We start from the raw sequence: 26,999 nt of genomic DNA, 5'->3' as shown, positions 1-26,999 counted from the left end.
AGTGCAGCCAACACACATGCAACTTGAAGTATGACGGGTATACTTTGTTTTTTGACTCACGCCCTAAGGACACTGGACGATGGAATTACTCTTTTTGGGGACATCCGCTGGCGTGCCTACCCGTACGCGTAATATGACGTCGATAGTGCTGAATTTGCAACAGCCAACAATGGCTGAGATGTGGCTGTTCGACTGCGGGGAGGGAACTCAGCATCAGTTTCTGCGCACCCCTTACCATCCCGGCAAGCTGAATAAGATTTTTATTACGCATTTACATGGCGATCATCTCTTCGGTCTCCCCGGCCTGCTGTGCAGCCGCTCGATGCAGGGTAATTCTCTGCCGCTGACGCTGTACGGACCGAAAGGACTTAAAGCGTTCGTGGAAACCGCGCTGCGCCTCAGCGGCTCCTGGACCGATTATCCGCTGACGATTATCGAAGTCGGGCCGGGACTGGTGCTCGATGAAGCCGGCTTCCGGGTCACCGCCTGGCCGCTCAACCACCCGGTCGAATGCTACGGCTATCGTATCGAACAGCATGATAAGCCGGGCACCCTTGACGCCGCGCAGCTTATCGCCGAAGGCGTGCCTCCCGGTCCGTTATTTCAGCGCTTAAAACAGGGATTAACGGTTGAGCTGGAAGATGGACGGCGGATTGACGGCAGCCGCTACCTCGGCCCGGCAACGCCGGGTAAGAAGCTGGCTATTTTCGGCGATACCGCCCCCTGCGAGGCGGCGCGGGAGCTGGCCTGCGGCGTGGATGTCATGGTTCACGAGGTGACGCTCGAACAGGCGATGGCGGAAAAAGCGAACAGCCGCGGGCATTCAACCAGCCAGCAAACGGCGGCGCTGGCGCGCGACGCGGGCGTCGGCACGCTTATCGCCACCCACTTTAGCTCTCGCTATGACGCTGAAGGCTGCCAGCGTCTGCTGGCAGAGTGCAGAGAGATATTTCCGTCTACCGTGCTGGCGGAGGATTTCATGGCGTATAGCGTAGAATAAAAAAGCGGCGTACCGCGGCAGAGAGACGCCGCGAATACGCCAGCCATTACTCTTCAGCGTAGCTGTTATAACGCAGAATAGATTTTAAATTGCGATAGCCCAGGTAATCCTGGATCGAGTCGTCATCAATTCCTTTTTTTCCCAGCTCATAGCCGCACGCGTGGCGCAGCATCCTGGGATGAATATTCTGCTTCAGCTTCGCCAGCTCGCAGCACTCGCGAATAATTTGATAAAAACGCTGGCGCGTCATCTGATTGCCCCGGGAAGAGATAAACAGCAAATCGTTATGAGCCGGGTAACACTCTCTGGCCAGTAGCCAGCGCTGTAATGAGATAATTTCTTTGGGTTGTAAGGGATGATACCCAGAGATACCGTGACGCGCCCGGCGAATATAAACCCGTTTTCGCGACAGGTCGACATCCCGCAAGGTCAAGGCGGTAATTTCGTTAATCCGACAACCGTGCAAAAAACACATCTGGATCATGCAGCTATTTCTTTCCGGGTGCGCACAATAATGTGCAGCAAGTACCAGACGCTCAACGTCCTTGACGCTAAGATATTCCGTATCTACCTGCATACGTTATTCCTTTTCATCCATTTGACTATAAAATTACTGATAGGTAAATGTCAGCTGTACAATAGACTCAAATTTACCCACCGTTGCTCCACCCCGGGTTGAATATAAACGGGCAGCCAGCGGGAATACGCCTTTCCCGGTACTGCCGTCGATAGCAATACTCATCTGGTCCTGATTTTTATAAAGAGTAGAGTGATCGCTACTGGTGATTTGCAGTGCGATATTCTGCGCCGCATCGCTGGCGGCCATATTGGCAAAATGTCTGGCATCATCAACGTCGATAACGCCGTCAAATTTTACCGTTGCTTTTGTTGTCCCCGCCGGGCAGTTTTCGACATTCAGGTAAAAGGATTTCCACTCTGAAGCGTTGCCGGCCGTTTGAAAGTCAATATTCAGGAGCGGGCCAAAATTAACCTCTTGATACTTCGTGTCGGTACTGACGTCACAGGGGAGATAATAAATATTGCCGGTAATATTCAAAGGGATCCCGCCCGAGGATGAAAAAACAGGCAGCAATAATGCCAGCCATAGCGTCTTTTTCATTATCTACTCCTGCTATTCAATTTCTGCCTGAATGGTTGCCGTAGCGGTAAAGCCTCCGCCGCTGGGTAAATTCCCGGTGGTATTAATCGGATAAATTTTCATAGTGGTGTCCCCGGTCTGACTCGGGTAATTAAAATTGACCGGCAGCAGACCTGAAATGACCGGTATTTTGACGCCGGTAATATTTTCAATGCGCACCGCAATATCGCGATTGGTGGTCGCCAGCGCAGTGCTATCGTTAGTATCCGCCATCCCCTGGAACGACAGCGCGATTTTTACCCCGGCGGAAATATTGGTACAGGCCACCGTCATATTAACAACATGTGGAGAGAAGTCCTTCGGCATCTGGCCCGCGGTTTTAAAATGGTTGGCGGCAATATCCTCAAAATCAATATTAATCGCTTTACCGGTATTAATCTCGCAGGACTGCGGAACCGTTACCGACCCGCTCATTGAAATTTGCGTCAGGGGGATACCGCTGTAGCTGCCCGTTTTTCGCGTCCCGTAGACACTCAGGATAACCGTCGGAGGGATCGTCACCTGGCCAACAAAAGGCCGGGTAAAATAAAGCGAAATATATCCCAGTGACCCTGTGTCAAAAATGGAGCCGCCGGGATTACAGGCAAAACCTTGATTATTCTGATTACTCTTATCCTCAATCGGCGTAGGAATATACTTATTCACACCCCCTGCAATAAATAACTCGGTGGCAATTTCCAGGTATTTATTTAGCTGGTAATAATTTAATCCGTTGCGGCTTTGCGTCGCGGTAAGGCCTGGCACCGTGGCTTTAAAATACGTCACCCCGCTGGCACTATCACAGTCACACTTTGCCTTGTAGGTTCCCCCGGTACTCCAGTGGTACAAACGGGAAAACTCCATTCCGGCCTGATTTTGTGAGGGATTAGTAAAGCTTTCAATAAATGAAAAGCTATCCTGAAAAGGCGCCCCGCCATTACCGGTATTCTGACACCACCCGGTTGCCGCCATCGCCTGCGGCGCGATCGCCAGCGCCGTCAGGCCCGCTAATATTCCCCATGAAAATCGTTTCATTGTCTCTGCATCCTTTCGATTATCGGCATTGCGCCTGGGCCACAATAATGCCGGTAAGTTCTTTTGCTGACGGCAGCGCATAGTGGATCTGGCAGCGGTCTTGCGTCCCGGAGCCCCACTTCACGTTGAGTACGCCGTTAGATTCCAGTCCGGTCAGGTAGACCTGTCCGCCATCGCCAACGATGAACGCCTGCTCAGAGGATGCCGCCCCGGGGACGCTGACCATGGCCCCGAAAGGCAGGGGTTGCCCGTTCTCCTGGCGTACCGTCATCAGTACCCGGTTACCCACGCTGGTGGCATAATTTGCGCGAACCACCGCCCCACGGGTAGGCACAACCGTCTGCGTCGCCAACTCGAGGTCGACATCGTCCGGCATCGTCGTGGTATCGAGCGTCAGGATATTCTTACGATACGGCGAGGCGTAAGGCACGACGGTATAGCCTCGCCAGTCGGTTCTGACCCCTGTTTGGCTATTCACGCCGACGCCGGCGGCGCCGGGCGCCTTGATGAGAGCGACGGTTTCGCCGAAAGGCTGCCCCAGCGTCAGGCCGTTTTCATGTACCAGCGCTCCGCCGCGCAGGGCGTAGTTCAGCCGATGGCTGTATTTATCATGGCTGTAGCCGCCGGTAAGTTCAGCATAGGTTGCACGCCAGTCCGCATTGACGCTGCCGCTCTCCCCTCTTCCCTGGCTGGTGTAGCCTTCCTGCACGCTCCAGCTCAGGTTATTACGCTCCAGCAAGGTGCCGGAGAGGCCCAGATTGTTGCTGGTGGAGCCATTTTTGCTGCTGTTCAGGGAGTAGTTGGCATAAACCGGCTTCGGTAGCCATTCCCCCAAAGGCACGCTGATGCTCAGTGCAAAGAGGTGGTCTTCATCATTACGCTTACCGGTGTTCTGGTCGGTCGTATTGCGGTTATAGCTGTAGTTCATGCTATAGCTGATGCCGCGCCAGCTATTGTTGTATCCGACGCCCACTGACTCCATAGTGCGGCCGGTATTCCAGTAATCTTCGCGAATATAGCTCAGCGACAGCGACCCCATTTCTTCGCCAAGGCTCTGGCTGATCGTCACCTCCCCGCGGTTGCGCCTCCGTTCAATAGAAGGCGTGTAGTTGTCATCCCGATAGGTATCCAGCACTTCCTGCATATCCCAGTAACCGCTGGTCGCATAGCGATATCCCGCCAGGCTTACGTTAGTCCCCAGGCCCGGGAGGTCTTTGCTGTAACGCAGACGTACCGACTGCCCGCTCTCTTTATCTTTATCCTGTCGGGTCGACCAGGCCTGGATGATATCGGTCGATACGGCGCCCAGTTCACCGAGGTTTTTCCCCATTCCCAGCGCCACCGACTGGTACTTACTGCTAAACTGGCCGCCGCCGTACAGGGTTAACCCCCAGGGCAAGCCGTAGATTGCCGTCGCCTGCGTGAGGGGCGTTTCGTCAATGCTGTTGTCGTAGGCGCGATACACGCCGGAGGTCATGCTATATTTCAGCCGCCCTTCGCGCTGCAGGACAGGGAGCGAAGCGTAAGGTACGATCAGGTTCTGCTCGCTGCCGTCCGCCTCTTTGATGGTGACGGCTAAATCACCCGAGCCGCCGGTCGGGTACATATCGGTGATTTCAAAAGCGCCAGGCGCGACGTAGGTCTGGTAAATCTCATAGCCGTTCTGGCGAATAATGACCTGAGCATTAGTGCGCGCAATCCCGCGAACGACGGGCGCGTAGCCGCGCAGGCTTTCCGGCAGCATATCGTCATCGGAAGCCAGCATCGCCCCGCGAAAGGGAACACCCTCAAAAACGTCGGCGTCCGTGCTGCTATCGCCCAGCGTCATCACCCCCTGTAGCGATTTGATGTTGCGCTGCGCATAAGTATAAACCGTGTCCCAACTATTACTGGACTCTCCCCCGCTGCTGCTGCGCGACCAGGTCGTGTAGTTACGTAAACGCCACGGCCCGACGTTGATACCGGGGCGCAGGTTAACGTATTGATTATCGCTGTCCGGCGTATCGTTCTGACGTGACCAGTTATTTGCCCCGCTAAAGGAGTAATTCAGCAGGATCGCCGGCACCCCCTCATCCCACTGTTTCGGATCCACCCAGCCGCGGGCGGCGCTGGTCACCGCCGCCTGCGGGAAGCTCAATAGCAGGCGCTGCTGGCTGAAGCGAAAATCAGATTTTGCCTGCGGTATCACGCTGATATCCGCGCAGCCGGGCGATCTGCGGCCCAGCTCTGGAAATTGGGAGACGCGCACGCCCCATTCGGCCAAATCGTCTACCGTCAGGCAAGGCTGTAATTCCGTTATTCCCGGCCCTTTGCTCTGCTGAAAAACCACATCGCGGGTGTCCATAAAAACGTTATTAAGATAAATATCTACCCGATAGGTCCCCGGCAGCTGTCCGCCAGCCTGCTCGTAAGCGGATAAATCCCTGACGCCCGTATGCGGGCCGTCCATTTCCAACAGGGCCGGGTTAAAAACCTCCCGCGCCAGGACATCTTCACACAGCGGTAGCAGCGCAACGGCCAGAGCGCCGGCTATCCGGTTAAGCCGCCATTTATTATGATTATTTTTCATTTTCCCTGGAACTCCCTGGCCTGAAAGCCTCTACAAAGTCGCGTGGTGCAGCGCGCCGGTACCGCCATAATCGTTAATCAGTTTCCACTGCAAAGCGCCCGCGCTGACGCCCGGCAGTTGAAAGCGCGCCGTTTCCCCCGGCCCCACCCAATTGGCCTCTTTAACTTCGGCGCCCCCCACTTTGACCTCGGCAAAATTCATATAAAAGGCGGTGGGATTCATGACCTGTAGCGTATTGCCGCTGCGCGTCCAGCGAAGCTGCTCCGTCACCATCTCCGGCGTTCCCTCAACGGATTTAGGTCGATAAATTAATTTGATGCGCGTTTTGATAGCGATCTGTAGGGTATTGGCGCCGGCTTTAGCCTGCGAGGAGGGAATCGCTTTGATGTTCATCCAGAACATACTTTCTTTATTTTCCGGTAAGCCGCCGCTGTAAATTACCCGCAGTCGGGTTTGCTGCTCGCCCTCAAGGCGAAATAAAGGCGGCGTTAACAGAAAAGGGGCTGCGCCCTTATTACTTTCAACCCAGCTTTGAATGAGATAAGGCGTAGCATCATTATTAGTTACGCTCAGTGAGGACTCTTTTTTACCGCCGGGATAAATCAGACGAGTACCGCCGGTCACCACGCCCGCATGCGCCGCAGCGCCGACCAACAGCCATCCAGCTATTAGCACTTTCAGGTATTTTTGCATCTCCAGCTCCCTGGAAAAGCGAGCCACATAGGGCTCGCTAACACTGTCATATAGACGGAAAATTAGTTATAGCTGATGGTAAAGTTGGCTGTACCGTCAGCTTTACCCGCAACGATAGTGCTTTCAGTCTGGATATAACGGACGCGGAACGGCAGATCGATATTGCCGGTAGCGGGGATGGTCAGGCTGGCAGAACGCGTATAGAGCGGCAGCGTCGCGTTGCTGCTGGCGTCAACCAGCTGCAGGGCCACGCCTTCGGCAACGGCAGGATCGGTACCCGCTCCGGTCAGCTGCAGTTTATCATTATCACCGTTGACGTTAGCGCCGGAGAACAGTACCGATGCTTTGGTGACGGTAGTCGGGCAGTTTTCCAGTTTAATCGCGAAATTCTGTTCAGCCGCAGTAGACCCCGTACCGCTAAACGCGGTCTTGGCAATCTGCCCCATCTGAACTTCCAGCGGGTTGGACAGGTCGTTCACCACGTCGCAGCCCGCATCGATAATATCGCCGATAAACTTCACCTGACCGTCATCCGCCAGCGCAGCACCAGAGAACGCCGCGCAACCGGCGACAACAGCAGCAAGTAATGTTTTTTTCATGATTTATCCTTTTCAATGCAGTCGATGCATTAACTTATAAGCGCAATACCCTGCGCATCCTTTTATTTACGTTTGATATTAATAACGCAACAAAACATTGACCCATGAAATGGATATAATATTTTGAAGTGGTCATTATGTATCAATATGACCACTTCAATTAATTAGAATATAAATTGCCAGGGAAGGCGTTTTTGATTTCATATTTATCAGGAAAAATCCCAATAAACACGATAAAAAGCTAAAGAATGAGAGGCGGAACAAACCATACATAAAGCCAATTAAAACAATTAAAAAATAAATGACACCTATACTTAATATAACTATATGAAAATAATAGTAAAAAATATTGTTAATCATAAATTGACATTGTTACTACCTGTGGATAGCATAGGAGTCAGTTTGATACAAAATGACTATTCCGTTTACCAAACTTCTCTAAACCTCGCATCGTTACTGGCTGTATAGATAACCGTGTGCTGAATATTCCGGTGTCCAAGAAAGTCCTGAATTAATCGCGTATCCACCCCCTTATTAGCCAGCGCGAAACCGCATGCGTGGCGCAGCATATGCGGATGCGCGTTGATTTCCAGCTGGGCGACGAGGCTCAGGTTCTTCATCATCTGGTATATTCTCTGTCGGGATAAAGGCTGGCCATTTCGTGACAGAAAGAGCCAGCCAGAATTATTTCCGGGATAATTATCACGCACGCGCAGCCATTCGTTGAGTACCTTTACCTCTTGTTTATAAATAGGATGAGTGGTTGAAAAGCCGTTCTTCAGTCGACGAATATAAATGACCCCGCTTTGAATATCGATATCAGAGAGCTTCCAGTGACGAATTTCGCTCACTCGACAACCATGATTAAAACACATCCACAGTAAACAGACATCGCGCTCCGGGTTTGCTCCCCGCCTGGCCGCTTCAACCAAACGCTGAACCTCCCCGACAGTCAAATGCTTACGTCTTGTTTTCATTCACTTTCTCCATCTACAAAACACAATAGCGTGCGTAGTAATAATAGTACGGAAAATAAGAGGATGAGTGGAAACGTAAAGTGAGATTAATATGATAAAAAGCATGAATAATACGAAAAAGAGTAAAGAAAGCGCCTGGCGCTTTTGCGTAGATAAAAAAAGGACCGCCGAAGCGATCCTTTTCTCTGCTAAAGATAGCATTACATCAACGGCGTAGCCAATTGTACGATGCTGATGAGCGGCTGCGGCCACACGCCCAGCACCAGTACCAGCAGCGCGGAGATGAGCACCACGATGCCTCCGGCGCTGTACTGCCAGTTAGACGGCGCATCGCGATTCAGTTTCTCCGGCGCGCTCAGATAGAGGCTCACCGCCACGCGCAGGTAGTAGTAGAGGCCAATCGCTGAACCCACCACTACCGCGCCGACCAGCCACCACAGGTGCGCATGCACGCCCACCGCCAGCACGTAGAACTTACCGATAAAGCCCAGGGTCATCGGAATACCGGCAAGAGACAGCATCATCACCGTCATTACCGCCGACAGAATCGGACGATGCCAGAACAGGCCGCGGTAGGAGTAGAGCGAATCGGCATCCGGGCCGCGGTACGGGCTGGACATCAGGCTCACCACGCCAAACGCGCCGAGGCTGCTGAACAGGTACCCTGCCAGATAAACGCCCACCGCTTCCATCGACATCTCACCGCTCTGCAGAGCAATCAGCGCCACCAGCAGATAGCCAAGATGAGAAATGGAAGAGTAGCCGAGCAGACGTTTAATATTGGTCTGGCTCAGGGCCATCAGGTTCCCGAAGATAATCGAAGCAAAGGCGATCAGGCCCAGCACCACGCGTACCGCCTCGCTGTCGCCCACCGGCATATAGAGGAACAGGCGCATGACCACGCCAAAGATGGCGATTTTACTGGCGGTCGCCAGGAAGGTGGAAACCGGAGCAGGCGCGCCCTGGTATACGTCCGGCGTCCACAGATGGAACGGCACCAGCGACAGCTTAAAGCCGAGACCGACAATCATCAGACCGAGACCAGCCAGCAGCAGCGGCTCGTGCAGCATGCCATCCGTCAGGCTCTTACCGAGCGCCAGGAAGGAGAGGTTACCGGAGTTGGCATACACCAGCGCCATACCGAACAGCAGAAACGAAGAGGCAACGGCGGACAGAATCGTATATTTGATACTGGCTTCCAGCGAACGTTTCTGGCGGAAGGCGTAGCCCACCAGGCCGAACAGCGGCAGCGAAATCAGCTCAATGCCGAGGAACAGCGCTGCCAGATGGTTAGCGCCCGCCAGCAGAATACCGCCCAGCGCGGCGATCAGCACCAGAAGATAGAACTCTTCTTTGTTGTCCTTGTAACCCTCAAGCCACGGGTAGGCGAAAGTACAGGTGGCGAGGCTCGCCAGCAGCACCAGCCCGGTATAGAGCATCGCGTAACCGTCAACGCGAATCAGCGGCGTGACGTCCATCGCTCCGTTCTGACCCACGAACCAGAGTGATATCAGCGCGGCGTTCAGGCCGAGAACCGACAGCGTGGCATTGAGGAAATGATTGCGTCGCCACGCAATGGAGAGCATCACAACCACCACCGTCAAGCCGACGATCAGCAGCGGTAGCAGTGCGATCAGTTGTTGTGGAGTTATTGTCATGGCGAATTACGGCCTTGTAGTAGAAACAGAATTAACAAACCACTGCTGAATGTTGCTCATCGCAGAGTGCGAGGTGTCCAGAATCGGCTGCGGGAAGAAGCCCAGCAGCACCAGCAGAACGACCAGCAGCAGGATGATCGACAGTTCACGCAGGGACATTCCCGGCAGCGCTTTCGCGGCGATTTCGCTTTTTGCTTTACCAAAGTACGCGCGATGCAGCATCGACAGCGAGTACACGGAAGCGAACACCAGACCAAAGGTCGAAATAACGGTAATCACCGGCACGGTTTTATAGCTGCCGAACAGAATCATAAATTCGCCGACGAAGTTACCGGTACCCGGCATCCCGAGGGTCGCGACCGCAAAGAACATCGACAGCGCAGGCAGCCACTTGATCTTGCTCCACAGACCGCCCATCTGACGCATATCGCGCGTATGCAGACGCTCGTAAAGCTGACCGCAAAGAATAAACAGGCCGGCAGCGGACAGACCGTGAGCAATCATCTGAATCACCGCGCCCTGATAAGCCAGCTGGCTGCCGGTGTAGATAGCAATCAGCACGAAGCCCATGTGGGAAACGGAGGTGTAAGCAATCAGACGCTTGATATCGTACTGGCTGAAGGCCATCCACGCGCCGTAGAAGATACCGATGACGCCCAGCCACATCGCGATGGGGGCAAATTCGGCGGAAGCGTTCGGGAACAGCGGCAGCGCAAAGCGCAGCAGGCCGTAGGCCGCGGTTTTCAACAGGATCCCCGCGAGGTCAACGGAACCCGCGGTCGGCGCCTGAGAGTGCGCATCCGGCAGCCAGCCGTGCAGCGGAACCACCGGCATTTTTACCGCGAAAGCGATAAAGAAGCCCAGCATCAGCAGGTATTCCACGCCGTGGGACATCGGCGTCTTCAGCAGCTCTTCATAGTTGAAGGTCCATACGCCGGTAGCGTTGAAGTGAACAAACGCCAGCGCCAGGATGGATATCAGCATCACCAGACCGCTCGCCTGGGTATAAATGAAGAACTTGGTTGCCGCCGTGATACGCGTTTTACCGTCGGAAGCCTTATGGCCCCACAGCGCGATCAGGAAGTACATCGGCACCAGCATCATTTCCCAGAAGAAGAAGAACAGGAACAGGTCGATAGCCAGGAATACGCCGATCACGCCGCCCAAGATCCACATCAGGTTAAGATGGAAAAACCCCTGATATTTCTCGATTTCGCGCCATGAACAGAGCACCGCCAGCACGCCCAGCAGCCCGGTCAGCACCACCATCAGCAGCGACAGACCGTCGATAGCCAGATGAATGCTAATCCCGAATCGCGGGATCCACGGCATCACGAATTCCGACTGCCACTGCGGAATACCGGTAGATTGCGTGAGAGAATAGCCGCCCTGCATCCACAACTGCAGGCCAAGCAGAAACGTCAATCCCATAGTGATCAGCGCGATCCAGCGCGGCATCTTCACGCCAAAGCGTTCAGTCTGCCAGCACAGGAAGCCGCCGATGAAGGGAATTAATATTAGCCAGGGTAATAACATGGCGATCTTTATTCCTTGTTAAAGTCCCGTTCAGGACCGATTTTCAACGAATTCTCACAGAAAATTCACTTCGGATTGCGGGTGTTATTGCCCGGCAGCGCTATGCTTGCCGGGCCTACTGCTTGTAAGTCGGGTTAACCGACAACGCCCACAATCCTCAAACTCAACGCAATACCATCAGCAGCGCCAGCACCACGACAGCGCCGATGCCCATAGAAGCCACATACCAGCGCAGATAGCCGTTCTCGCTCACCACCAGGCCTTTGCCTGCGAAACGGGAAAGGATCGCCGGAATGTTCATCAGGGCATTCAGCGGATCGCTCTTCAGCAGCCACGCCACGCCGAGGAACGGCTTAACGAACACTTTGTCATACAGCCAGTCAAAGCCCCAGGCGTTGTACCACCAGGTACCGAGCAGACGACCCGGCGCGCTGTTGGCAATCGACGTCACCAGCGTGCGTTTACCCAGCCACAGCCAGGCGGCAATCAGAATACCGGCGATAGCAATCACCCCGGAGGCAATTTCCAGCGTCATGACGCGTCCGTGTTCAAGCTCGGTGGTCTGCGGCAGTACGCCTTCCAGCGGCGGCACAATCAGCGCGCCAACAAAGGTCGAGAGCACCAGCAGCACAATCAGCGGCAGATGATGGGTAATCCCCTTCCCTGCGTGAGCGTGAATTTGTTCTTTGCCGTGGAACACGATGAAAATCATACGGAAGGTGTACAGGGAGGTCATAAACGCCCCGACCAGGCCGGCAACCATCAGATTCAGATGACCGTTCGCCATCGCGCCCGCCAGAATCTCATCCTTACTGAAGAAGCCCGCCGTCACCAGCGGCAGCGCGGACAGCGCCGCGCCCCCCACCAGGAAGCAGACGTATACCAGCGGAATAGACTTACGCAGGCCGCCCATCTTGAAGATATTCTGTTCGTGGTGGCAGGCCAGAATCACCGAACCGGACGACAGGAACAGCAGCGCTTTAAAGAACGCATGGGTCATCAGATGGAAAATCGCCGCATCCCACGCCTGCACGCCGAGCGCGAGGAACATGTAGCCAATCTGGCTCATGGTGGAATACGCGAGCACGCGTTTGATATCGGTCTGCACCAGCGCGGCGAAGCCTGCCAGCACCAGCGTTACCGCTCCGACGATACCCACCAGATGCAGAATTTCCGGGGTCATCAGGAACAGGCCATGGGTACGCGCAATCAGGTAGACGCCGGCGGTCACCATGGTGGCGGCGTGGATCAGCGCGGAGACCGGGGTTGGGCCGGCCATCGCGTCCGCAAGCCAGGTCTGCAACGGCAGCTGCGCGGATTTACCCACCGCGCCGCCCAGCAGCATCAGGGTTGCCCACCACAGCATGTTATTACCGGCTTCGAAGTGCGCAGGCGCCAGTTCAACCATTTCGCGGAAGTTCAGGGTGCCCAGCTCGTTGTAGAGAATGAACAGCGCGAACGCCAGGAACACGTCGCCGACGCGGGTCACCACAAAGGCTTTCATCGCCGCCGCGCCGTTCTTCGGATCGGTGTAATAGAAGCCGATCAGCAGATAGGAGCACAGGCCCACGCCTTCCCAGCCGAGATACATCAGCAGCAGGTTATCAGCGAGCACCAGAACCACCATGCTGGCGATAAACAGGTTGGTATAGGCGAAGAAGCGGGAGTAGCCCTCTTCGCCGCGCATGTACCAGGAGGCGAACATATGGATCAGGAAGCCGACGCCGGTCACCACGGACAGCATGGTCAGAGAGAGACCGTCCAGCACCAGGTTGAAGCCGACGTTGAAGTCGCCCACCGACATCCAGGTCCACAGCGGCACGCTGACCGCCTGTTTGCCGTTGGCGAAGAAGTCAACGCCGACAAACGCCGTGACCAGCGCCGCCAGGCCTACCGAGCCTACCCCCACGGTGGCGGATAAGTTTTCCGACCAGCGGCCGCGAGAGAAGGCCAGCAAAACAAAGCCAATCAATGGCAAAAGAATGGTTAAGGCAAGCATGTTCATCCGCGCAACTCACTTACTGAATCGATGTTCAGGTTCTGGCGACGACGATGGAGCTGCAGCAGCAGCGCCAGGCCGATACTCGCTTCCGCGGCGGCGAGGGTGATGGCGAGGATATACATTATCTGGCCATCGGTCTGGCCCCAGTAGCTCCCTGCAACCACGAAAGCCAGCGCCGCGGCATTGATCATGATCTCCAGGCTAATCAGCATAAACAGCAGATTGCGGCGGATGACCAGCCCCGTCAGGCCGAGGACAAACAGGACAGAGGCGAGGATCAGTCCATGTGTTAAGGGGATCATGCGTGTTCCTCCGTTTTTCTTTTATCGCTGTCGTTCGGACGGTTGCTCAGCACTTCCCCGACGCGCTCTTCACGGCCGATATGGAAGGCAACAACCAGGCCCGCGAGCAGCAGCATGGAGGCCAGCTCCACCGCCAGAACGTACGGACCAAACAGCGCAATACCGACCTCTTTGGCGTTAATCGCCGCGCCGTCGATACCCTGATCGTTAATACCAAGGATGGCGTAAACGATAACCACCAGCAGTACCGCTGCGAGAATGGCCGGACCGATCCAGATCCCAGGTTTCAGCCACTGGCGCTCCTGCTCGATTTCGCTGCCGCCCAGGTTGAGCATCATCACCACGAACACGAACAGCACCATGATGGCCCCGGCGTAGACGATAATTTCCAGCGCACCGGCGAAATAAGCCCCTAAGGAGAAGAACACCCCGGCGATCGCCAACAGCGAAATGATCAGGTACAGCAGCGCGTGCACCGGATTGGTGTGGGTGATCACCCGCAGGGTTGCGAGGATGGCTATCAGGCCACAGATATAAAAAGCGAATTCCATTGCCCTCTCCTTACGGTAACAGGCTCTTGACGTCGATAGGCTTAGCTTCGTTCTCTGCTTCGCCCTTATCTTTGCCGTCGATTGCCATACCCGCCATCCGGTAGAAGTTATATTCCGGGTATTTACCCGGACCGGAAATCAGCAGATCCTCTTTTTCGTACACCAGATCCTGACGTTTGTATTCGCCCAGCTCAAAATCCGGGGTCAACTGAATCGCCGTGGTCGGGCACGCTTCTTCGCACAGGCCGCAGAAAATGCAGCGCGAGAAGTTGATGCGGAAAAACTCCGGGTACCAGCGGCCGTCTTTGGTCTCCGCTTTTTGCAGAGAGATACAGCCTACCGGACAGGCTACCGCACACAGGTTACAGGCAACGCAGCGCTCTTCGCCGTCCGGATCGCGCGTCAGCACGATGCGGCCACGGTAGCGCGGCGGCAGATATACCGGCTCTTCCGGGTACATCCGAGTTTCACGTTTGGCAAAGGCGTGCATCCCGATCATGCAGATACTGCGGACCTGGGTGCCAAACCCTACCAATAATTCTTTTAAGGTCATGGTCAATTCACCCCTTATTGCGCCTGCCAGAGAATGACAGCCGCCGTTACCAACAAGTTGATCAGCGTTAACGGCAGGCATACCTTCCAGCCAAAGGACATTACCTGGTCATAGCGCGGACGCGGTAATGATGCGCGGATCAAAATGAACATCATCATAAAGAACGCGGTTTTCAGCGCGAACCAGATGAAAGGAGGTAACCATGGGCCATTCCAGCCGCCGAAGAACAGCGTCACAATCAGCGCCGATACGGTAACAATCCCGATATATTCACCGACGAAGAACAGACCGAACTTCATGCCGGAGTATTCGATGTGATAACCGTCAGCCAGCTCCTGTTCCGCTTCCGGTTGGTCAAACGGGTGACGGTGACATACCGCTACGCCCGCAATCGCAAAGGTCACGAAGCCGAAGAACTGAGGGATGACGTTCCACAGATGCGCCTGGTTGTTGACGATATCGGTCATGTTGAATGAACCGGCCTGCGCCACCACGCCCATCAGGGAAAGCCCGAGGAACACTTCGTAGCTCAGGGTCTGGGCAGAAGCACGCATCGCGCCAAGCAGCGAGTATTTGTTGTTGCTCGACCAGCCGGCGAACAGCACCGCATAGACCGCCAGACCTGCCATCATCAGGAAGAACAGGATCCCGATGTTCAGATCGGCCACCACCCACGTCGGGCTGACCGGCACAATGGCGAAGGCCAGCAGCAGCGAAGTAAAGGCAATCACCGGCGCCAGAGTAAAGATCACGCGATCCGAGAAGCGCGGAACCCAGTCCTCTTTAAAGAACATTTTGATCATGTCGGCGACGAGCTGCAGCGAACCGCCCCAGCCCACGCGGTTAGGCCCGTAACGGTTCTGGAACAGGCCCAGCAGACGACGTTCGCCAAAGCTCATAAACGCGCCGCAGGTCACCACCACCAGCAGAATCACCACCGCTTTAAGGATGCCTAACAGAATGTCGATGAGATCGGGAGTTAACCAACTCATGCTTTCGCCTCCTGCAGAGTATCAATACGCGCTCCGGTCAGCACCGGTGCAATCCCTGGCATGCCCATCGGTAAGCCAACCTGCCCTGCCGTCAGCCCCGCCGAGATTACCAGCGGCAGGCTAAGCGCCTGGCCATCAACGCTGAAGGAAACCATCGCCCCTTCGTTCACGCCAAGCTTCGCGGCATCTGCCGGGTTCAGCTTAACGTACGGCTGCGGCATGCGGCTCTGGAATACCGGAGCACGCTGCGACAGCTCGTCGCTGCCGAACAGATGATAGTAAGGCGCGATACGCCATTTCCCTTCTTCAGCCTGGAAGCTTGCCGGTACCGCGGTAAAGTACTCAAGACCGCTGGCGGAGGCTTCAATCAGACGCACGCCCGGATCGCCGTGGCGCAGTTTACCACCCACTTCATCCTGGAACTTGTTCCACGCCTGCGGGGAGTTCCAGCCCGGAGCCCAGGCAAAGGGAATTTGCGAGCGCGGCGCGGACGGCTGGTTGTTCCCTTCCATGGAGAAGGCAAACATGGTGTCTTTATCCTGCGGCTGACGGGGTTCATGCACGCTAATGTTGGCGCGCATCGCCGTACGACCGCTATAGCGATGCGGTTCACGGGCCAGCTTCTGACCGCGAATGCGGAAGGTTGCATCCGGCGCGGCGTCTTTGATACCGGCCAGCTGCGGTAGCGCGGCAATGGCGGCGTCAATCACGTGGTCCAGCTGCGTCCAGTCAACCTGGCGATTGTTAACGGTGCTGTGCAATGAGTGCAGCCAGCGCCAGCTTTCCAGCATCACGGTTTTCGCGTCGTAGTAGGCCGGGTCGTAAACCTGGAAGAAGCGCTGGGCGCGACCTTCGTTGTTGACCACGGTACCGTCGCTTTCCGCGAAGCTTGCCGCGGAGAGCACCAGATGCGCTTTTTCCATAATCGCGGTACGCTGATGGTCAACCACCATGACCAGCGGCGCTTTCGCCAGCGCCGCGTCAACGCGGGCGGCTGAAGCGTGGCGGTGCAGGTCGTTTTCCAGCACGATAACCGCATCGGCGTTACCGGTCTCCAGTTCGCTCAGCGCCTCTTCAAGCGAGCCGCCGCCGATCATCCCGAGTCCTACGCTGTTCACTGCCCGGGCGACCATGGTCACGCCAACGTCAGCGCCGCGGCCTTTCAGGGCTTTCGCCACGTTGGCGGCGGCCTGAATCACCTCGATGCTGCCGGCGTTGGTTCCGGAAACAATCAGCGGTTTTTTCGCTCCGGCTAACGCCTGAACGATCACGTCGATTTTGCCTTTCAGCTCGCTGCTCAGCCCTTCGACCGCCGGCGCGCTATCGTCCAGCGCGTGGGCGATGGCGAAGCCTAGACGCGCCTGATCTTCCACCGGCGCGCGGTAGGTCCATGCGGCGATATCATCAAGACGCGTGTCGTCGATATTGGTCACGAACAGCGGATGCTTCGCGCGCTGGCCGATGTTAAGGATCGCGGCGATCTGCCAGTCGGCGACTTTCTGCGCCGCCGCCATTTCACGCGCTTTGCCTTTCACCGCCTGACGCACCGCCAGCGCGATACGCGCGCCGGTCTGGGTGATGTCCTCACCGAGGATCAGCACCGCATCGTAGGATTCGATCTCGCGCAGCGCCGGGGTATGAATACCGCCTTCGCGCAGCACTTTCAGCATCATCTGCAGGCGCGCTTGTTCGCCCTTCGCGATGCCGGTATAGAAGTTTTCGGCGCCGACCAGCTCGCGCAGCGCAAAGTTGCTTTCAATGCTGGCGCGCGGGGAGCCGATACCAATCACCTTCTTCGACTGGCGCAGGATATCTGCCGCCCCCTGCATCGCCTGTTCGGCGTTGAGGGTGATCAGATCGTCGCCGCGGCGCTGAACCGGCTGACGCGGACGATCTTTCAGATTGACATAGCCATAGCCGAAACGACCGCGGTCGCAGAGGAAGTAGCGGTTAACAGTACCGTTATAACGGTTTTCGATACGACGCAGTTCGCCGTAGCGCTCGCCGGGGCTGATGTTACAGCCGATGGAACACTGCTGGCAGATGCTTGGCGCAAACTGCATGTCCCACTTACGGTTATAGCGCTCGGAGTGCGTTTTATCGGTAAAGACGCCGGTCGGACAGACTTCCACCAGGTTACCGGAGAACTCGCTTTCCAGCGTACCGTCTTCCGGACGGCCAAAGTAGACGTTGTCGTGAGCGCCGTAGACGCCCAGGTCGGTACCGTCGGCATAGTCTTTGTAGTAGCGAACGCAGCGGTAGCAGGCGATGCAGCGGTTCATTTCGTGAGAGATGAACGGCCCCAGATCCTGGTTGCGGTGGGTACGCTTGGTAAAGCGGTAGCGACGGAAGCTATGACCGGTCATTACGGTCATATCCTGTAAGTGGCAGTTGCCGCCCTCTTCGCATACCGGACAGTCGTGCGGGTGGTTGGTCATCAGCCACTCAACTACGCTTTCGCGGAACTGCTTCGCTTCTGCGTCGTCGATGGAAATAAAAGTGCCGTCGGATGCCGGTGTCATACAGGACATCACCAGGCGGCCACGCGTGTCTTCCGCGTTCTGATATTGCTTCACCGCACACTGGCGGCAAGCACCAACGCTTCCCAGCGCCGGATGCCAGCAAAAGTAAGGAATATCAAGACCCAGAGAGAGACAAGCTTCTAACAGGTTGTCCGCTCCGTTGACCTCGTACTCTTTGCCGTCTACATGAATCGTAGCCATTAGCGTGCTTCCAAAATAAAAAAACCTTTAGATTACCAGCGCGTCTTAAGCAGGTTCGGCTGAATCCCGTTGATTGCATGGGTATTGCTGAACTGCTGTTTAATGCCAGCTTCGAATTCTTCGCGGAAATATTTAATCGCGCTCTGTAGCGGCTCAACCGCACCCGGCGCGTGCGCGCAGAAGGTTTTACCCGGACCGAGGAATCGACACAGTTGCTCAAGCGTCTCGATATCACCCGGCTGGCCTTCGCCGCGCTCGAGAGCGCGCAGAATTTTCACGCTCCACGGCAGACCGTCACGGCAAGGCGTACACCAGCCGCAGGACTCACGGGCAAAGAACTCTTCCAGGTTGCGTACCAGCGGCACCATGCCAATCTCATGGTCAACCGCCATCGCCAGCGCGGTGCCCAGACGGCTGCCCGCTTTACCAATGCTTTCGAATTCCATCGGCAGGTCGAGATGCGCTTCGGTCAAGAAGTCGGTGCCCGCGCCACCCGGCTGCCAGGCTTTGAACTTCAGGCCATCGCGCATGCCGCCCGCGTACTCTTCGAGGATCTCGCGCGCGGTGGTGCCGAACGGCAGCTCCCAGACGCCCGGATTCTTCACGCGGCCGGAGAAACCCATCAGCTTGGTGCCGGCGTCTTTACTGGTCGAAATGTTCTGATACCACTCGACGCCGTTGGCCAGAATCGCCGGGACGTTGCACAGGGTTTCAACGTTGTTTACGCAGGTCGGTTTGCCCCAGACGCCGGAGCTGGCCGGAAACGGCGGCTTCGAACGTGGGTTGGCGCGGCGGCCTTCGAGGGAGTTAATCAGTGCGGTTTCTTCGCCGCAGATATAGCGCCCTGCCCCGGTGTGCACAAACAGTTCGAAGTCAAAACCGGTACCAAGGATATTTTTACCCAACAGGCCCGCTTCGGTCGCTTCGGCAATGGCCCGGCGCAGATGCTGCGCCGCTTCGATATATTCGCCGCGCAGGAAGATATAGCCGCGCCAGGCTTTCAGCGCGAACGCGGAGATCAGCATGCCTTCCACCAGCAGGTGCGGCAGCTGTTCCATCAGCAGGCGGTCTTTATAGGTGCCCGGCTCCATTTCATCAGCGTTACACAGCAGGTAACGGATGTTCATGGACTCGTCTTTCGGCATCAGGCTCCACTTCAGACCGGTGGAAAAGCCCGCGCCGCCGCGCCCTTTCAGGCCAGCGTCTTTTACCGCAGTGACGATTTCATCCGGCGCCATGCCGGAGAGCGCTTTACGCGCCCCGGCGTAGCCGTTTTTACTCTGGTATTCATCCAGCCATACCGGCTGTTTGTCGTCGCGCAGACGCCAGGTTAACGGATGGGTTTCGGCAGTACGAATAATGGTTTTCATTTATACCGCTCCAGGAGGTCAGGAATCGCTTCCGGCGTCAGATAACTGTGAGTGTCCTCATCAATCATCATGGTCGGCCCCTTGTCGCAGTTGCCCAGGCAGCAGGTCGGCAGCAGGGTGAAGCGGCCATCAAAGGTGGTTTGACCCGGTTTGATATCCAGCTTCTTCTCAATCGCCGACTGAATGCCCTGGAACCCGGTGATGTGGCACACCACGCTGTCGCAGTAGCGAATCACGTGACGGCCCACCGGCTGGCGGAAAATCTGGCTGTAGAAGGTCGCAACGCCTTCTACGTCGCTGGCCGGGATCCCCAGCACATCGGCGATAGCGTAGATTGCGCCGTCCGGCACCCAGCCGCGCTGCTTCTGAACGATCTTCAGCGCTTCAATGGACGCCGCACGCGGGTCTTCGTAGTGGTGCTTCTCGTGCTCAATCGCCTCACGCTCTGCCGCACTCAGCTCAAAAGCCTCGGTTTGTGGTTGTTGATTCTCGTGCATAATTAGCGGTCCACGTCTGACATAACAAAATCGATACTACCCAGATAGACAATCAGGTCGGAGACCAGACTGCCGCGAATAGCGGCCGGGATCTGCTGCAGGTGCGCGAAGCTTGGCGTGCGCACGCGGGTGCGGTAGCTCATGGTGCTGCCGTCGCTGGTCAGGTAGTAACTGTTAATACCCTTGGTCGCTTCAATCATCTGGAAGGATTCTTGCGCCGGCATGACCGGGCCCCAGGAAACCTGCAGGAAGTGCGTAATCAGGGTTTCGATATGCTGCAGCGTGCGCTCTTTTGGCGGCGGCGTCGTCAGCGGATGATCCGCCTTGAACGGGCCTTCCGGCATGTTATCGAGGCACTGCTGAAGAATTCGCAGGCTCTGGCGCAGCTCTTCCACTTTCAGCATCACGCGGGTGTAGCAGTCGGAGACGCCACCGCCGGTCGGGATCTCAAAGTCGAAGTTTTCATAGCCAGAATAGGGACGCCATTTACGTACGTCGAAGCCGATGCCGGTCGCGCGCAGGCCCGCGCCGGTGGTGCCCCACTCCAGCGCTTCTTTCGCGTTGTAGGCGGCAACCCCTTTCGAACGACCGATGAGGATGGTGTTGCGCAGCGCGGCTTTCTCATAGGAATCCAGACGCTTCGGCATCCACTCGAGGAATTCGCGCAGCAGGCGATCCCAGCCGCGGGGCAGGTCGTGCGCGACGCCGCCGATGCGGAACCAGGCCGGGTGCATACGGAAACCGGTGATCGCTTCCACCAGATCGTAGATCTTTTGACGGTCGGTAAAGGCAAAGAACACCGGCGTCATCGCCCCGACGTCCTGAATAAAGGTGGAGATGTACAGCAGATGGCTGTTGATACGGAACAGCTCGGAGAGCATCACGCGGATCACGTTGACGCGATCCGGCACGGTTATCCCCGCCAGTTTCTCAACCGCCAGCACGTAAGGCATTTCGTTAACGCAGCCGCCGAGATATTCAATACGGTCGGTATACGGAATGTAGCTGTGCCAGGACTGGCGCTCGCCCATTTTCTCGGCGCCGCGGTGGTGGTAGCCGATATCTGGCACGCAGTCGATGATCTCTTCGCCATCAAGCTGCAGAATAATACGGAACGCACCGTGAGCGGAGGGGTGGTTCGGGCCGAGGTTAAGGAACATGAAGTCCTCGTTTTCGGTCCCGCGCTTCATGCCCCACTCTTCCGGTTTGAAGGTCAGCGCTTCCATTTCCAGATCCTGTTTGGCTTTGGTCAGCTCAAACGGGTCAAATTCGGTGGCGCGCGCCGGGTAGTCTTTACGCAGCGGGTGACCTTCCCAGGTCGGCGGCATCATGATGCGGCGCAGGTTCGGGTGACCATCGAAGGTCACGCCAAACATCTCCCAGGTTTCACGCTCATACCAGTTGGCGTTAGGGAACAGTTTGGTGAAGGTCGGCAGATGCAGATCGTTTTCAGACAAGGCAACCTTGAGCATGATGTCGCGGTTGCGGTCTATGGAAATCAGATGATAGAAAACGGAAAAATCCGCGGCGGGTAAACCGTCGCGGTGCGTGCGCAGACGTTCATCCATGCCGTGCAGGTCAAACAGCATCACGTAAGGCTTCGGCAATTTCTTCAGGAAATCACCCACCTCAAGCAGCTGTTCACGCTTCACCCAAACCACCGGAACGCCGGTGCGGGTTGGCTGAACGGTAAAGGCATCCGGCCCAAAACGGTTGCGCAGTTCGCCGATCACCGGGTCATCAAGGTGATCGCGGGTTTGCCAGGCTGGTGCGGCGTCATGCGCGGTTAAATCGGTCATATTGTTCACCATTGCAAAAGGTCCGTGGTGACTGCCGGCGAGGCTTCGCGCTGTAGTAGATTGATTTGCGAAGTTTTTATCCCGCCCGCAGGCGCAAGTTAAATCTCGTCCGGAGTCCGCAGATTGGTCACTGCAATACGTTCGCCGCGTTTACGCTCGCGTTCCGACTGCATATTGGCGCGGTACACGCCCTGATCGCCAACCACCCACGAGAGCGGACGGCGTTCTTTACCAATGGATTCCTGCAGCAGCATCAGCGCCTGCATATAAGCTTCCGGACGCGGCGGGCAGCCCGGGATGTAAACATCGACCGGAATAAACTTATCCACGCCCTGGACGACAGAGTAAATATCGTACATTCCGCCGGAGTTGGCGCATGCGCCCATCGAGATAACCCACTTCGGCTCCAGCATCTGGTCATAAAGACGCTGAATGACCGGCGCCATTTTGGTAAAGCAGGTGCCGGCAACCACCATCAGGTCAGCCTGACGCGGGGAGGCACGTAATACTTCTGCACCAAAGCGCGCAACGTCATGCACCGCGGTGAATGACGTCACCATTTCCACGTAGCAGCAAGAAAGGCCGAAGTTGTAAGGCCAGATTGAGTTCTTACGGCCCCAGTTCACCATGTCATGCAAGGCGTGTTCGAGTTTCCCCATATACACGCTTTTATTGACTTCTTGCTCCAGGGGGTCGGTTACGATCTCCTGTTTTTGCAGGGGGTAACGGTCGTTCTCACCGTTAGGATCGATGCGGGTGAGCGTATAATCCATCTTATTGCCTCGCTTTTACTGCGTATGACGGTTAGTGGGACTGTCTGTTTCCGGGTTAACCAGCGTGCGACGGGAGCGCGCAGGCGTCCAGTCCAGTGCGCCGATACGAACGAGGTAAACCAGACCAGCCAGTAGCACTAAAATGAAAATTGCGGCTTCCACAAAGCCGACCCAGCCGCTTTCACGGATAGAAGTCGACCATGCGTAGAGATACAGGGCTTCCACGTCGAAGATAACGAAGAACATGGCAACCAGATAAAACTTCGCAGAAAGACGTAAGCGAGCCGAACCGACGGAGTCGATCCCGGATTCAAACGGCGTGTTCTTGCTTCGCGCGCGCGCGCGTCCGCCAAGGTACCAGCCGCCGACGAGCATCAGGCAGCACAGGCCGATAGCGATGATGAGAAATATAGCGAATGCCCAATGATGAGCGATGACTTCAGTGGATGTTGACATACGCATTGCTTAACCAAAAAAGTGTAGCGCTAAAACCCTCTGCTCTTACTGGCAGATGAACGCCACAGCGTTTCACGGGGAGGAATAAAAAAATAGCCGTGCAAAAAAGCGTCCCTGGGTGATGTGGAAGGCCAGTTGCGGTGGCTTTTTACTCCTTTCATTAACCTTTTGTCAACTTTAACAAAAGTTTTCACAACATTAATTTACATTGGATTTTTTTCATTAACATTAAATGCCCTTTCATGCGGAATAACCTTGCATACTGTTCGGCTTTAGTGTTGTTGAATCGTGTCCGTTTCCGCCGTAAATCAAAATGGCCCGCCTATTTTGACAGGATTCAGACACGATTCCTCCCCCTAAGGAGGGGTATTTTCTTGATCTGCGACACGCTTTTGTTAATTCAACCAAGAAAACAGCAACAAACCAGATGGTTTTTTAACATTAGCAGGAAGTATTGAAAGTGCAGAGAAAAGTCGAGAAATGAGAGGAGGAGCGGATCTAACCTACTGATTTAGCTCAAAAGAAATCAACAAAAGTTTCTATTAATCAATAAAATTTGAAAAAAACGAACCGCAGCGGCAATTTCACACGTCTGGGGTTCGTTTTTACACTTACATTTTGTTACCAGTTTTTGTGATGTTTGTTAGCTTTTCCCGCTCAGGAAATAAGGGAATTATCTCCCCCTTCGGGAGTATAAACGCGTTGCGTTGACCACGGCTGGTACTCTGCGCTCAACGACTGAAAAATGGCCTGCGTCAGCTCGCTTGCCTTCTGCGGATTGCAGTTCAGCATGTAGCGAGTATCCGGCAGTACGGGTAAACCGTCACTCCGGCCCGGTACGCGAAATTCGGGGCTCATCATCTCTACCGGCTGCGCGGTCACGCCAAGCCCGGCTTTCACCGCCGCCTTCACCCCCGCCATTGAGCTTGCCGCATGGGAAAGATGCCACGCAACGCCGGCGGCGTTGAGTACCTCAACGATCTCTTCCCGAAACGGATCCGGGGCATCCAGCAAAACAAGCGGGACAGACTCGCCCTGAGGGAGGACATAATCCGCTGCGCAGTACCACAGCGTTGGCGACGTGCGCAGCGTCAGCATGTCAGAACCCTTGGTTTGTCGGGTCGTCAGCGCAAGATCGATTGCCCCGCTCTTCAGCATATCGACGATATCAAGGTGTTTGAGGACTTTGATTTCCAGCGTCAGCCTGGGATAAAAACTACCAATCCGGTTTAACAGGCACGGTAAAATGGTATCCGCCGTCTCATCAGAGGCTCCGACAGTCAGCGTTCCCTGCAGGCTGCCAAACATGAGCGACATACAGGCTTCATCATTAAAGCGCAGAATTTTCCGCGCATAGCCCAGCAGCTGAATGCCCTGCTCGGTCAGAAGCTTATTGCGCCCGTGGCGAGCAAAAAGCTCTTTGCCAACCAGCTGCTCCAGCCGCTGCATCTGCTGGCTCACCGCTGACTGGGTCCGGCGCACCGCGACGGCGGCAGCGGCAAAGGTACTGAGATCGGCGACGGCAACAAAGGTTCTCAAGAGATCGAGGTCTAAATTTAGTATCGAACGATTTTCATTTATCATATTTGCTTCACATTCAGGCGGCTAATGCTTACCTGCCTTGTTGATGCTGTGCTCCAGGCTTCCGGCTAATCCTTAAGCTTCGCGTTACCCGCCAGAGACGGACGGATGAACAACTGGACGAACGTTATTGCATTAGAAAGCACTCATCCGCAGCAAATGCGCGGAATTTCAGAGTAATATTTTGCTCGTACGCCTAAGCGCTTTTAATTACGACGCATTTGTTTTTGTGATGTAACGCAAAAAATAGTCGTCAATGACCATTGTCTGCATCCTCACCGGCGACAAACCTTGCCATCGGGCTCAGGCAGAACAAAAACCTGCAATAACAATGTATTAATAAAGAAATAAGCTACCTGGCATAGCCATATGTCGGTATTAACGGCGATATTCTAACCGAAAACCACAATATTTATAAGCGTTAATCAGTATTATCTCAGGCCACTTTAAATGCTGGTCAGCACTTTAATTAAATTAACAGATCTAAGAATATTCCTTGCATAAAATAAAACTCATTTAGCTATTAAATACTTTCATTAAAAATATCTAGCAAAGTTGTTACAACCTTCAGCGTATTGTGAATTAAACGTTCACCAGACGATGATTCGTTTTACGCGCAAAAAACAAGCGCCGGTCCTCTTTAAATCAACAAACCAGATAAACGTTCGCCAAAACACCACCAGGCACAATATAAGACCATCAATAAAAGTATTAAAGGTGTAATGTATAAACAAAAGCGCAGCTCACCAGACAAATTGATTAAACCAAAAAGCGATGAATAGCAAAATCTTCTCCTGTTAACCCTTCAAAACAGCGGGGAGGCGGAGTACATTATTCCGTGCTGACTTCCACGGCAGGGAGTGGCGATAACAGCTAAAAGGTCAAGGTTCATGTCCCCCATCGAAAAATCCAGCAAGTTAGATAACGTCTGTTACGACATCCGCGGCCCGGTTCTGAAAGAGGCGAAACGCCTTGAAGAAGAAGGCAATAAAGTCCTGAAGCTGAACATCGGCAACCCAGCGCCGTTTGGCTTTGACGCGCCTGACGAGATCCTCGTTGACGTTATCCGCAACCTCCCTACCTCGCAGGGCTACAGTGATTCAAAGGGCCTCTATTCCGCCCGTAAGGCCATCATGCAGCATTACCAGGCCCGCGGTATGCGTGATGTGACGGTCGAAGATATCTATATCGGTAACGGCGTTTCGGAGCTTATCGTCCAGGCCATGCAGGCGCTGCTGAACAGCGGCGATGAAATGCTGGTCCCGGCGCCGGATTATCCGCTGTGGACCGCCGCGGTCGCGCTTTCCAGCGGTAAAGCGGTGCACTATCTTTGCGATGAGTCTTCCGACTGGTTCCCGGACCTCGACGATATCCGCGCGAAAATCACCCCGCGTACCCGCGGCATCGTGATTATCAACCCGAATAACCCAACCGGCGCGGTGTACTCAAAAGAGCTGCTGATGGAGATCGTCGAGATCGCCCGCCAGCATAACCTGATTATTTTCGCCGATGAGATCTACGATAAGATCCTCTACGATGAAGCGCAGCACCACTCAATTGCGCCGCTGGCCCCGGATCTACTCACCGTTACCTTTAACGGCCTGTCAAAAACCTACCGCGTTGCCGGCTTCCGCCAGGGCTGGATGGTGCTGAACGGGCCGAAGAAACACGCAAAAGGCTATATCGAAGGCCTGGAGATGCTGGCCTCTATGCGCCTGTGCGCCAACGTCCCGGCCCAGCATGCGATCCAAACCGCTCTCGGCGGCTATCAGAGCATCAGCGAATTTATTGTTCCCGGCGGACGCTTGTATGAACAGCGTAATCGCGCCTGGGAGCTGATTAACGACATTCCGGGCGTCTCGTGCACTAAGCCGAAAGGCGCGCTGTATATGTTCCCGAAAATCGACGCTAAACGCTTTAATATTCACGATGACCAGAAGATGGTGCTCGATTTTCTGCTGCAGGAGAAAGTCCTGCTGGTTCAGGGTACCGCCTTTAACTGGCCGTGGCCGGACCACGTGCGTATTGTGACCCTTCCGCGCGAAGACGATCTTGAAATGGCAATTACCCGTTTCGGGCGTTTCCTTTCCGGCTACCACCAGCTCTGATTTTATCTGTCCAGCCGCCGGGATTTGCATCCGGCGGCAATCCCTGCGCACAATGGCACCCGACGTCGTAACTGATTAAGGGTTCCT

23 protein-coding genes are annotated in these 26,999 nt (G+C 55.3%); 2 read left to right on the top strand and 21 right to left on the bottom strand.

Going from position 1 to position 26,999, the window contains the following annotated elements:
- Positions 1–79: 79 nt before the first annotated feature.
- Entirely contained in the window at positions 80–1,000 is a 921-nt protein-coding gene (gene rnz / locus ABLU67_RS06685) for a ribonuclease Z (RefSeq protein WP_014230243.1), read from the top strand.
- 46 nt (positions 1,001–1,046) lie between these two features.
- On the opposite strand, the gene ABLU67_RS06680 is transcribed toward rnz, so the two are convergent.
- The 21 genes from ABLU67_RS06680 to ABLU67_RS06580 all read right to left on the bottom strand — a co-directional run bounded on the left by ABLU67_RS06680 (position 1,047) and on the right by ABLU67_RS06580 (position 24,807).
- Positions 1,047–1,577, bottom strand: coding sequence for a tyrosine-type recombinase/integrase (locus tag ABLU67_RS06680; protein WP_025106684.1), 531 nt, complete (start codon positions 1,575–1,577; stop codon positions 1,047–1,049).
- A gap of 33 nt (positions 1,578–1,610) precedes the next feature.
- The gene (locus ABLU67_RS06675; protein WP_025106683.1) at positions 1,611–2,120 is read right to left on the bottom strand and encodes a fimbrial protein; all 510 of its coding nucleotides are present in this window, start codon (positions 2,118–2,120) and stop codon (positions 1,611–1,613) included.
- A 12-nt stretch (positions 2,121–2,132) separates the two neighbouring features.
- Positions 2,133–3,173 carry a fimbrial protein gene (locus tag ABLU67_RS06670; RefSeq protein ID WP_057173169.1) on the bottom strand — a complete coding sequence of 347 codons (1,041 nt, stop codon included), beginning with the start codon at positions 3,171–3,173 and terminating at the stop codon, positions 2,133–2,135.
- A 19-nt stretch (positions 3,174–3,192) separates the two neighbouring features.
- On the bottom strand, positions 3,193–5,742 hold the full coding sequence (locus tag ABLU67_RS06665; protein WP_048260673.1) for a fimbria/pilus outer membrane usher protein: 2,550 nt from the start codon (positions 5,740–5,742) through the stop codon (positions 3,193–3,195).
- 30 nt (positions 5,743–5,772) lie between these two features.
- Complete coding sequence (locus ABLU67_RS06660; RefSeq protein WP_048260671.1) at positions 5,773–6,435, bottom strand: molecular chaperone; 663 nt, start codon at positions 6,433–6,435, stop codon at positions 5,773–5,775.
- Between the two features lie 62 nt (positions 6,436–6,497).
- The gene (locus ABLU67_RS06655) at positions 6,498–7,034 is read right to left on the bottom strand and encodes a fimbrial protein (RefSeq protein ID WP_014230249.1); all 537 of its coding nucleotides are present in this window, start codon (positions 7,032–7,034) and stop codon (positions 6,498–6,500) included.
- A gap of 425 nt (positions 7,035–7,459) precedes the next feature.
- Entirely contained in the window at positions 7,460–8,011 is a 552-nt protein-coding gene (locus ABLU67_RS06650; protein WP_025106679.1) for a tyrosine-type DNA invertase, read from the bottom strand.
- Between the two features lie 200 nt (positions 8,012–8,211).
- Positions 8,212–9,669 (bottom strand): NADH-quinone oxidoreductase subunit NuoN, encoded by a 1,458-nt coding sequence (gene nuoN / locus ABLU67_RS06645; protein ID WP_004852828.1) that lies wholly within the window; start codon positions 9,667–9,669, stop codon positions 8,212–8,214.
- 6 nt (positions 9,670–9,675) lie between these two features.
- On the bottom strand, positions 9,676–11,205 hold the full coding sequence (gene nuoM / locus ABLU67_RS06640) for an NADH-quinone oxidoreductase subunit M (RefSeq protein ID WP_004104059.1): 1,530 nt from the start codon (positions 11,203–11,205) through the stop codon (positions 9,676–9,678).
- 163 nt (positions 11,206–11,368) lie between these two features.
- The gene (gene nuoL / locus ABLU67_RS06635) at positions 11,369–13,210 is read right to left on the bottom strand and encodes an NADH-quinone oxidoreductase subunit L (protein WP_025106678.1); all 1,842 of its coding nucleotides are present in this window, start codon (positions 13,208–13,210) and stop codon (positions 11,369–11,371) included.
- Positions 13,207–13,509 carry an NADH-quinone oxidoreductase subunit NuoK gene (gene nuoK, locus ABLU67_RS06630; RefSeq protein ID WP_004104062.1) on the bottom strand — a complete coding sequence of 101 codons (303 nt, stop codon included), beginning with the start codon at positions 13,507–13,509 and terminating at the stop codon, positions 13,207–13,209. Before nuoK ends, nuoL begins: the two co-directional genes overlap by 4 nt.
- Positions 13,506–14,060: an NADH-quinone oxidoreductase subunit J gene (nuoJ, locus tag ABLU67_RS06625; RefSeq protein ID WP_014230252.1), complete on the bottom strand. Its 555-nt coding sequence runs from the start codon at positions 14,058–14,060 to the stop codon at positions 13,506–13,508. The genes nuoK and nuoJ overlap by 4 nt, the downstream gene beginning before the upstream one ends.
- 10 nt (positions 14,061–14,070) lie before the next feature.
- Complete coding sequence (gene nuoI, locus ABLU67_RS06620) at positions 14,071–14,613, bottom strand: NADH-quinone oxidoreductase subunit NuoI (RefSeq protein ID WP_004104066.1); 543 nt, start codon at positions 14,611–14,613, stop codon at positions 14,071–14,073.
- A 14-nt stretch (positions 14,614–14,627) separates the two neighbouring features.
- Positions 14,628–15,605, bottom strand: coding sequence for an NADH-quinone oxidoreductase subunit NuoH (gene nuoH, locus ABLU67_RS06615; protein WP_004104068.1), 978 nt, complete (start codon positions 15,603–15,605; stop codon positions 14,628–14,630).
- On the bottom strand, positions 15,602–18,328 hold the full coding sequence (nuoG, locus tag ABLU67_RS06610) for an NADH-quinone oxidoreductase subunit NuoG (protein ID WP_025106677.1): 2,727 nt from the start codon (positions 18,326–18,328) through the stop codon (positions 15,602–15,604). The genes nuoH and nuoG overlap by 4 nt, the downstream gene beginning before the upstream one ends.
- Before the next feature lie 32 nt (positions 18,329–18,360).
- Entirely contained in the window at positions 18,361–19,698 is a 1,338-nt protein-coding gene (nuoF, locus tag ABLU67_RS06605) for an NADH-quinone oxidoreductase subunit NuoF (protein WP_004852841.1), read from the bottom strand.
- Positions 19,695–20,195 carry an NADH-quinone oxidoreductase subunit NuoE gene (gene nuoE / locus ABLU67_RS06600; protein WP_004104075.1) on the bottom strand — a complete coding sequence of 167 codons (501 nt, stop codon included), beginning with the start codon at positions 20,193–20,195 and terminating at the stop codon, positions 19,695–19,697. The genes nuoF and nuoE overlap by 4 nt, the downstream gene beginning before the upstream one ends.
- 2 nt (positions 20,196–20,197) lie before the next feature.
- Positions 20,198–22,006 carry an NADH-quinone oxidoreductase subunit C/D gene (gene nuoC, locus ABLU67_RS06595; protein WP_004104077.1) on the bottom strand — a complete coding sequence of 603 codons (1,809 nt, stop codon included), beginning with the start codon at positions 22,004–22,006 and terminating at the stop codon, positions 20,198–20,200.
- Between the two features lie 86 nt (positions 22,007–22,092).
- Positions 22,093–22,767, bottom strand: coding sequence for an NADH-quinone oxidoreductase subunit NuoB (gene nuoB, locus ABLU67_RS06590; RefSeq protein ID WP_002913178.1), 675 nt, complete (start codon positions 22,765–22,767; stop codon positions 22,093–22,095).
- A 15-nt stretch (positions 22,768–22,782) separates the two neighbouring features.
- Positions 22,783–23,229 (bottom strand): NADH-quinone oxidoreductase subunit NuoA, encoded by a 447-nt coding sequence (nuoA, locus tag ABLU67_RS06585; protein WP_004123140.1) that lies wholly within the window; start codon positions 23,227–23,229, stop codon positions 22,783–22,785.
- A gap of 651 nt (positions 23,230–23,880) precedes the next feature.
- The gene (locus tag ABLU67_RS06580; protein ID WP_014839121.1) at positions 23,881–24,807 is read right to left on the bottom strand and encodes a LysR family transcriptional regulator; all 927 of its coding nucleotides are present in this window, start codon (positions 24,805–24,807) and stop codon (positions 23,881–23,883) included.
- 887 nt (positions 24,808–25,694) lie between these two features.
- Between ABLU67_RS06580 and alaA the strand changes: the two genes are divergently transcribed.
- Positions 25,695–26,912 (top strand): alanine transaminase AlaA, encoded by a 1,218-nt coding sequence (gene alaA, locus ABLU67_RS06575; protein WP_004852849.1) that lies wholly within the window; start codon positions 25,695–25,697, stop codon positions 26,910–26,912.
- Positions 26,913–26,999: the final 87 nt, after the last annotated feature.

It is taken from the genome of Klebsiella sp. GN_Kp190 (assembly GCF_040061795.1).
Classification (GTDB): Bacteria; Pseudomonadota; Gammaproteobacteria; order Enterobacterales; family Enterobacteriaceae; genus Klebsiella; species Klebsiella michiganensis.
Note: the sequence above shows the minus strand (reverse complement) of the source record. Positions and strands in the feature narration are given on the sequence as shown.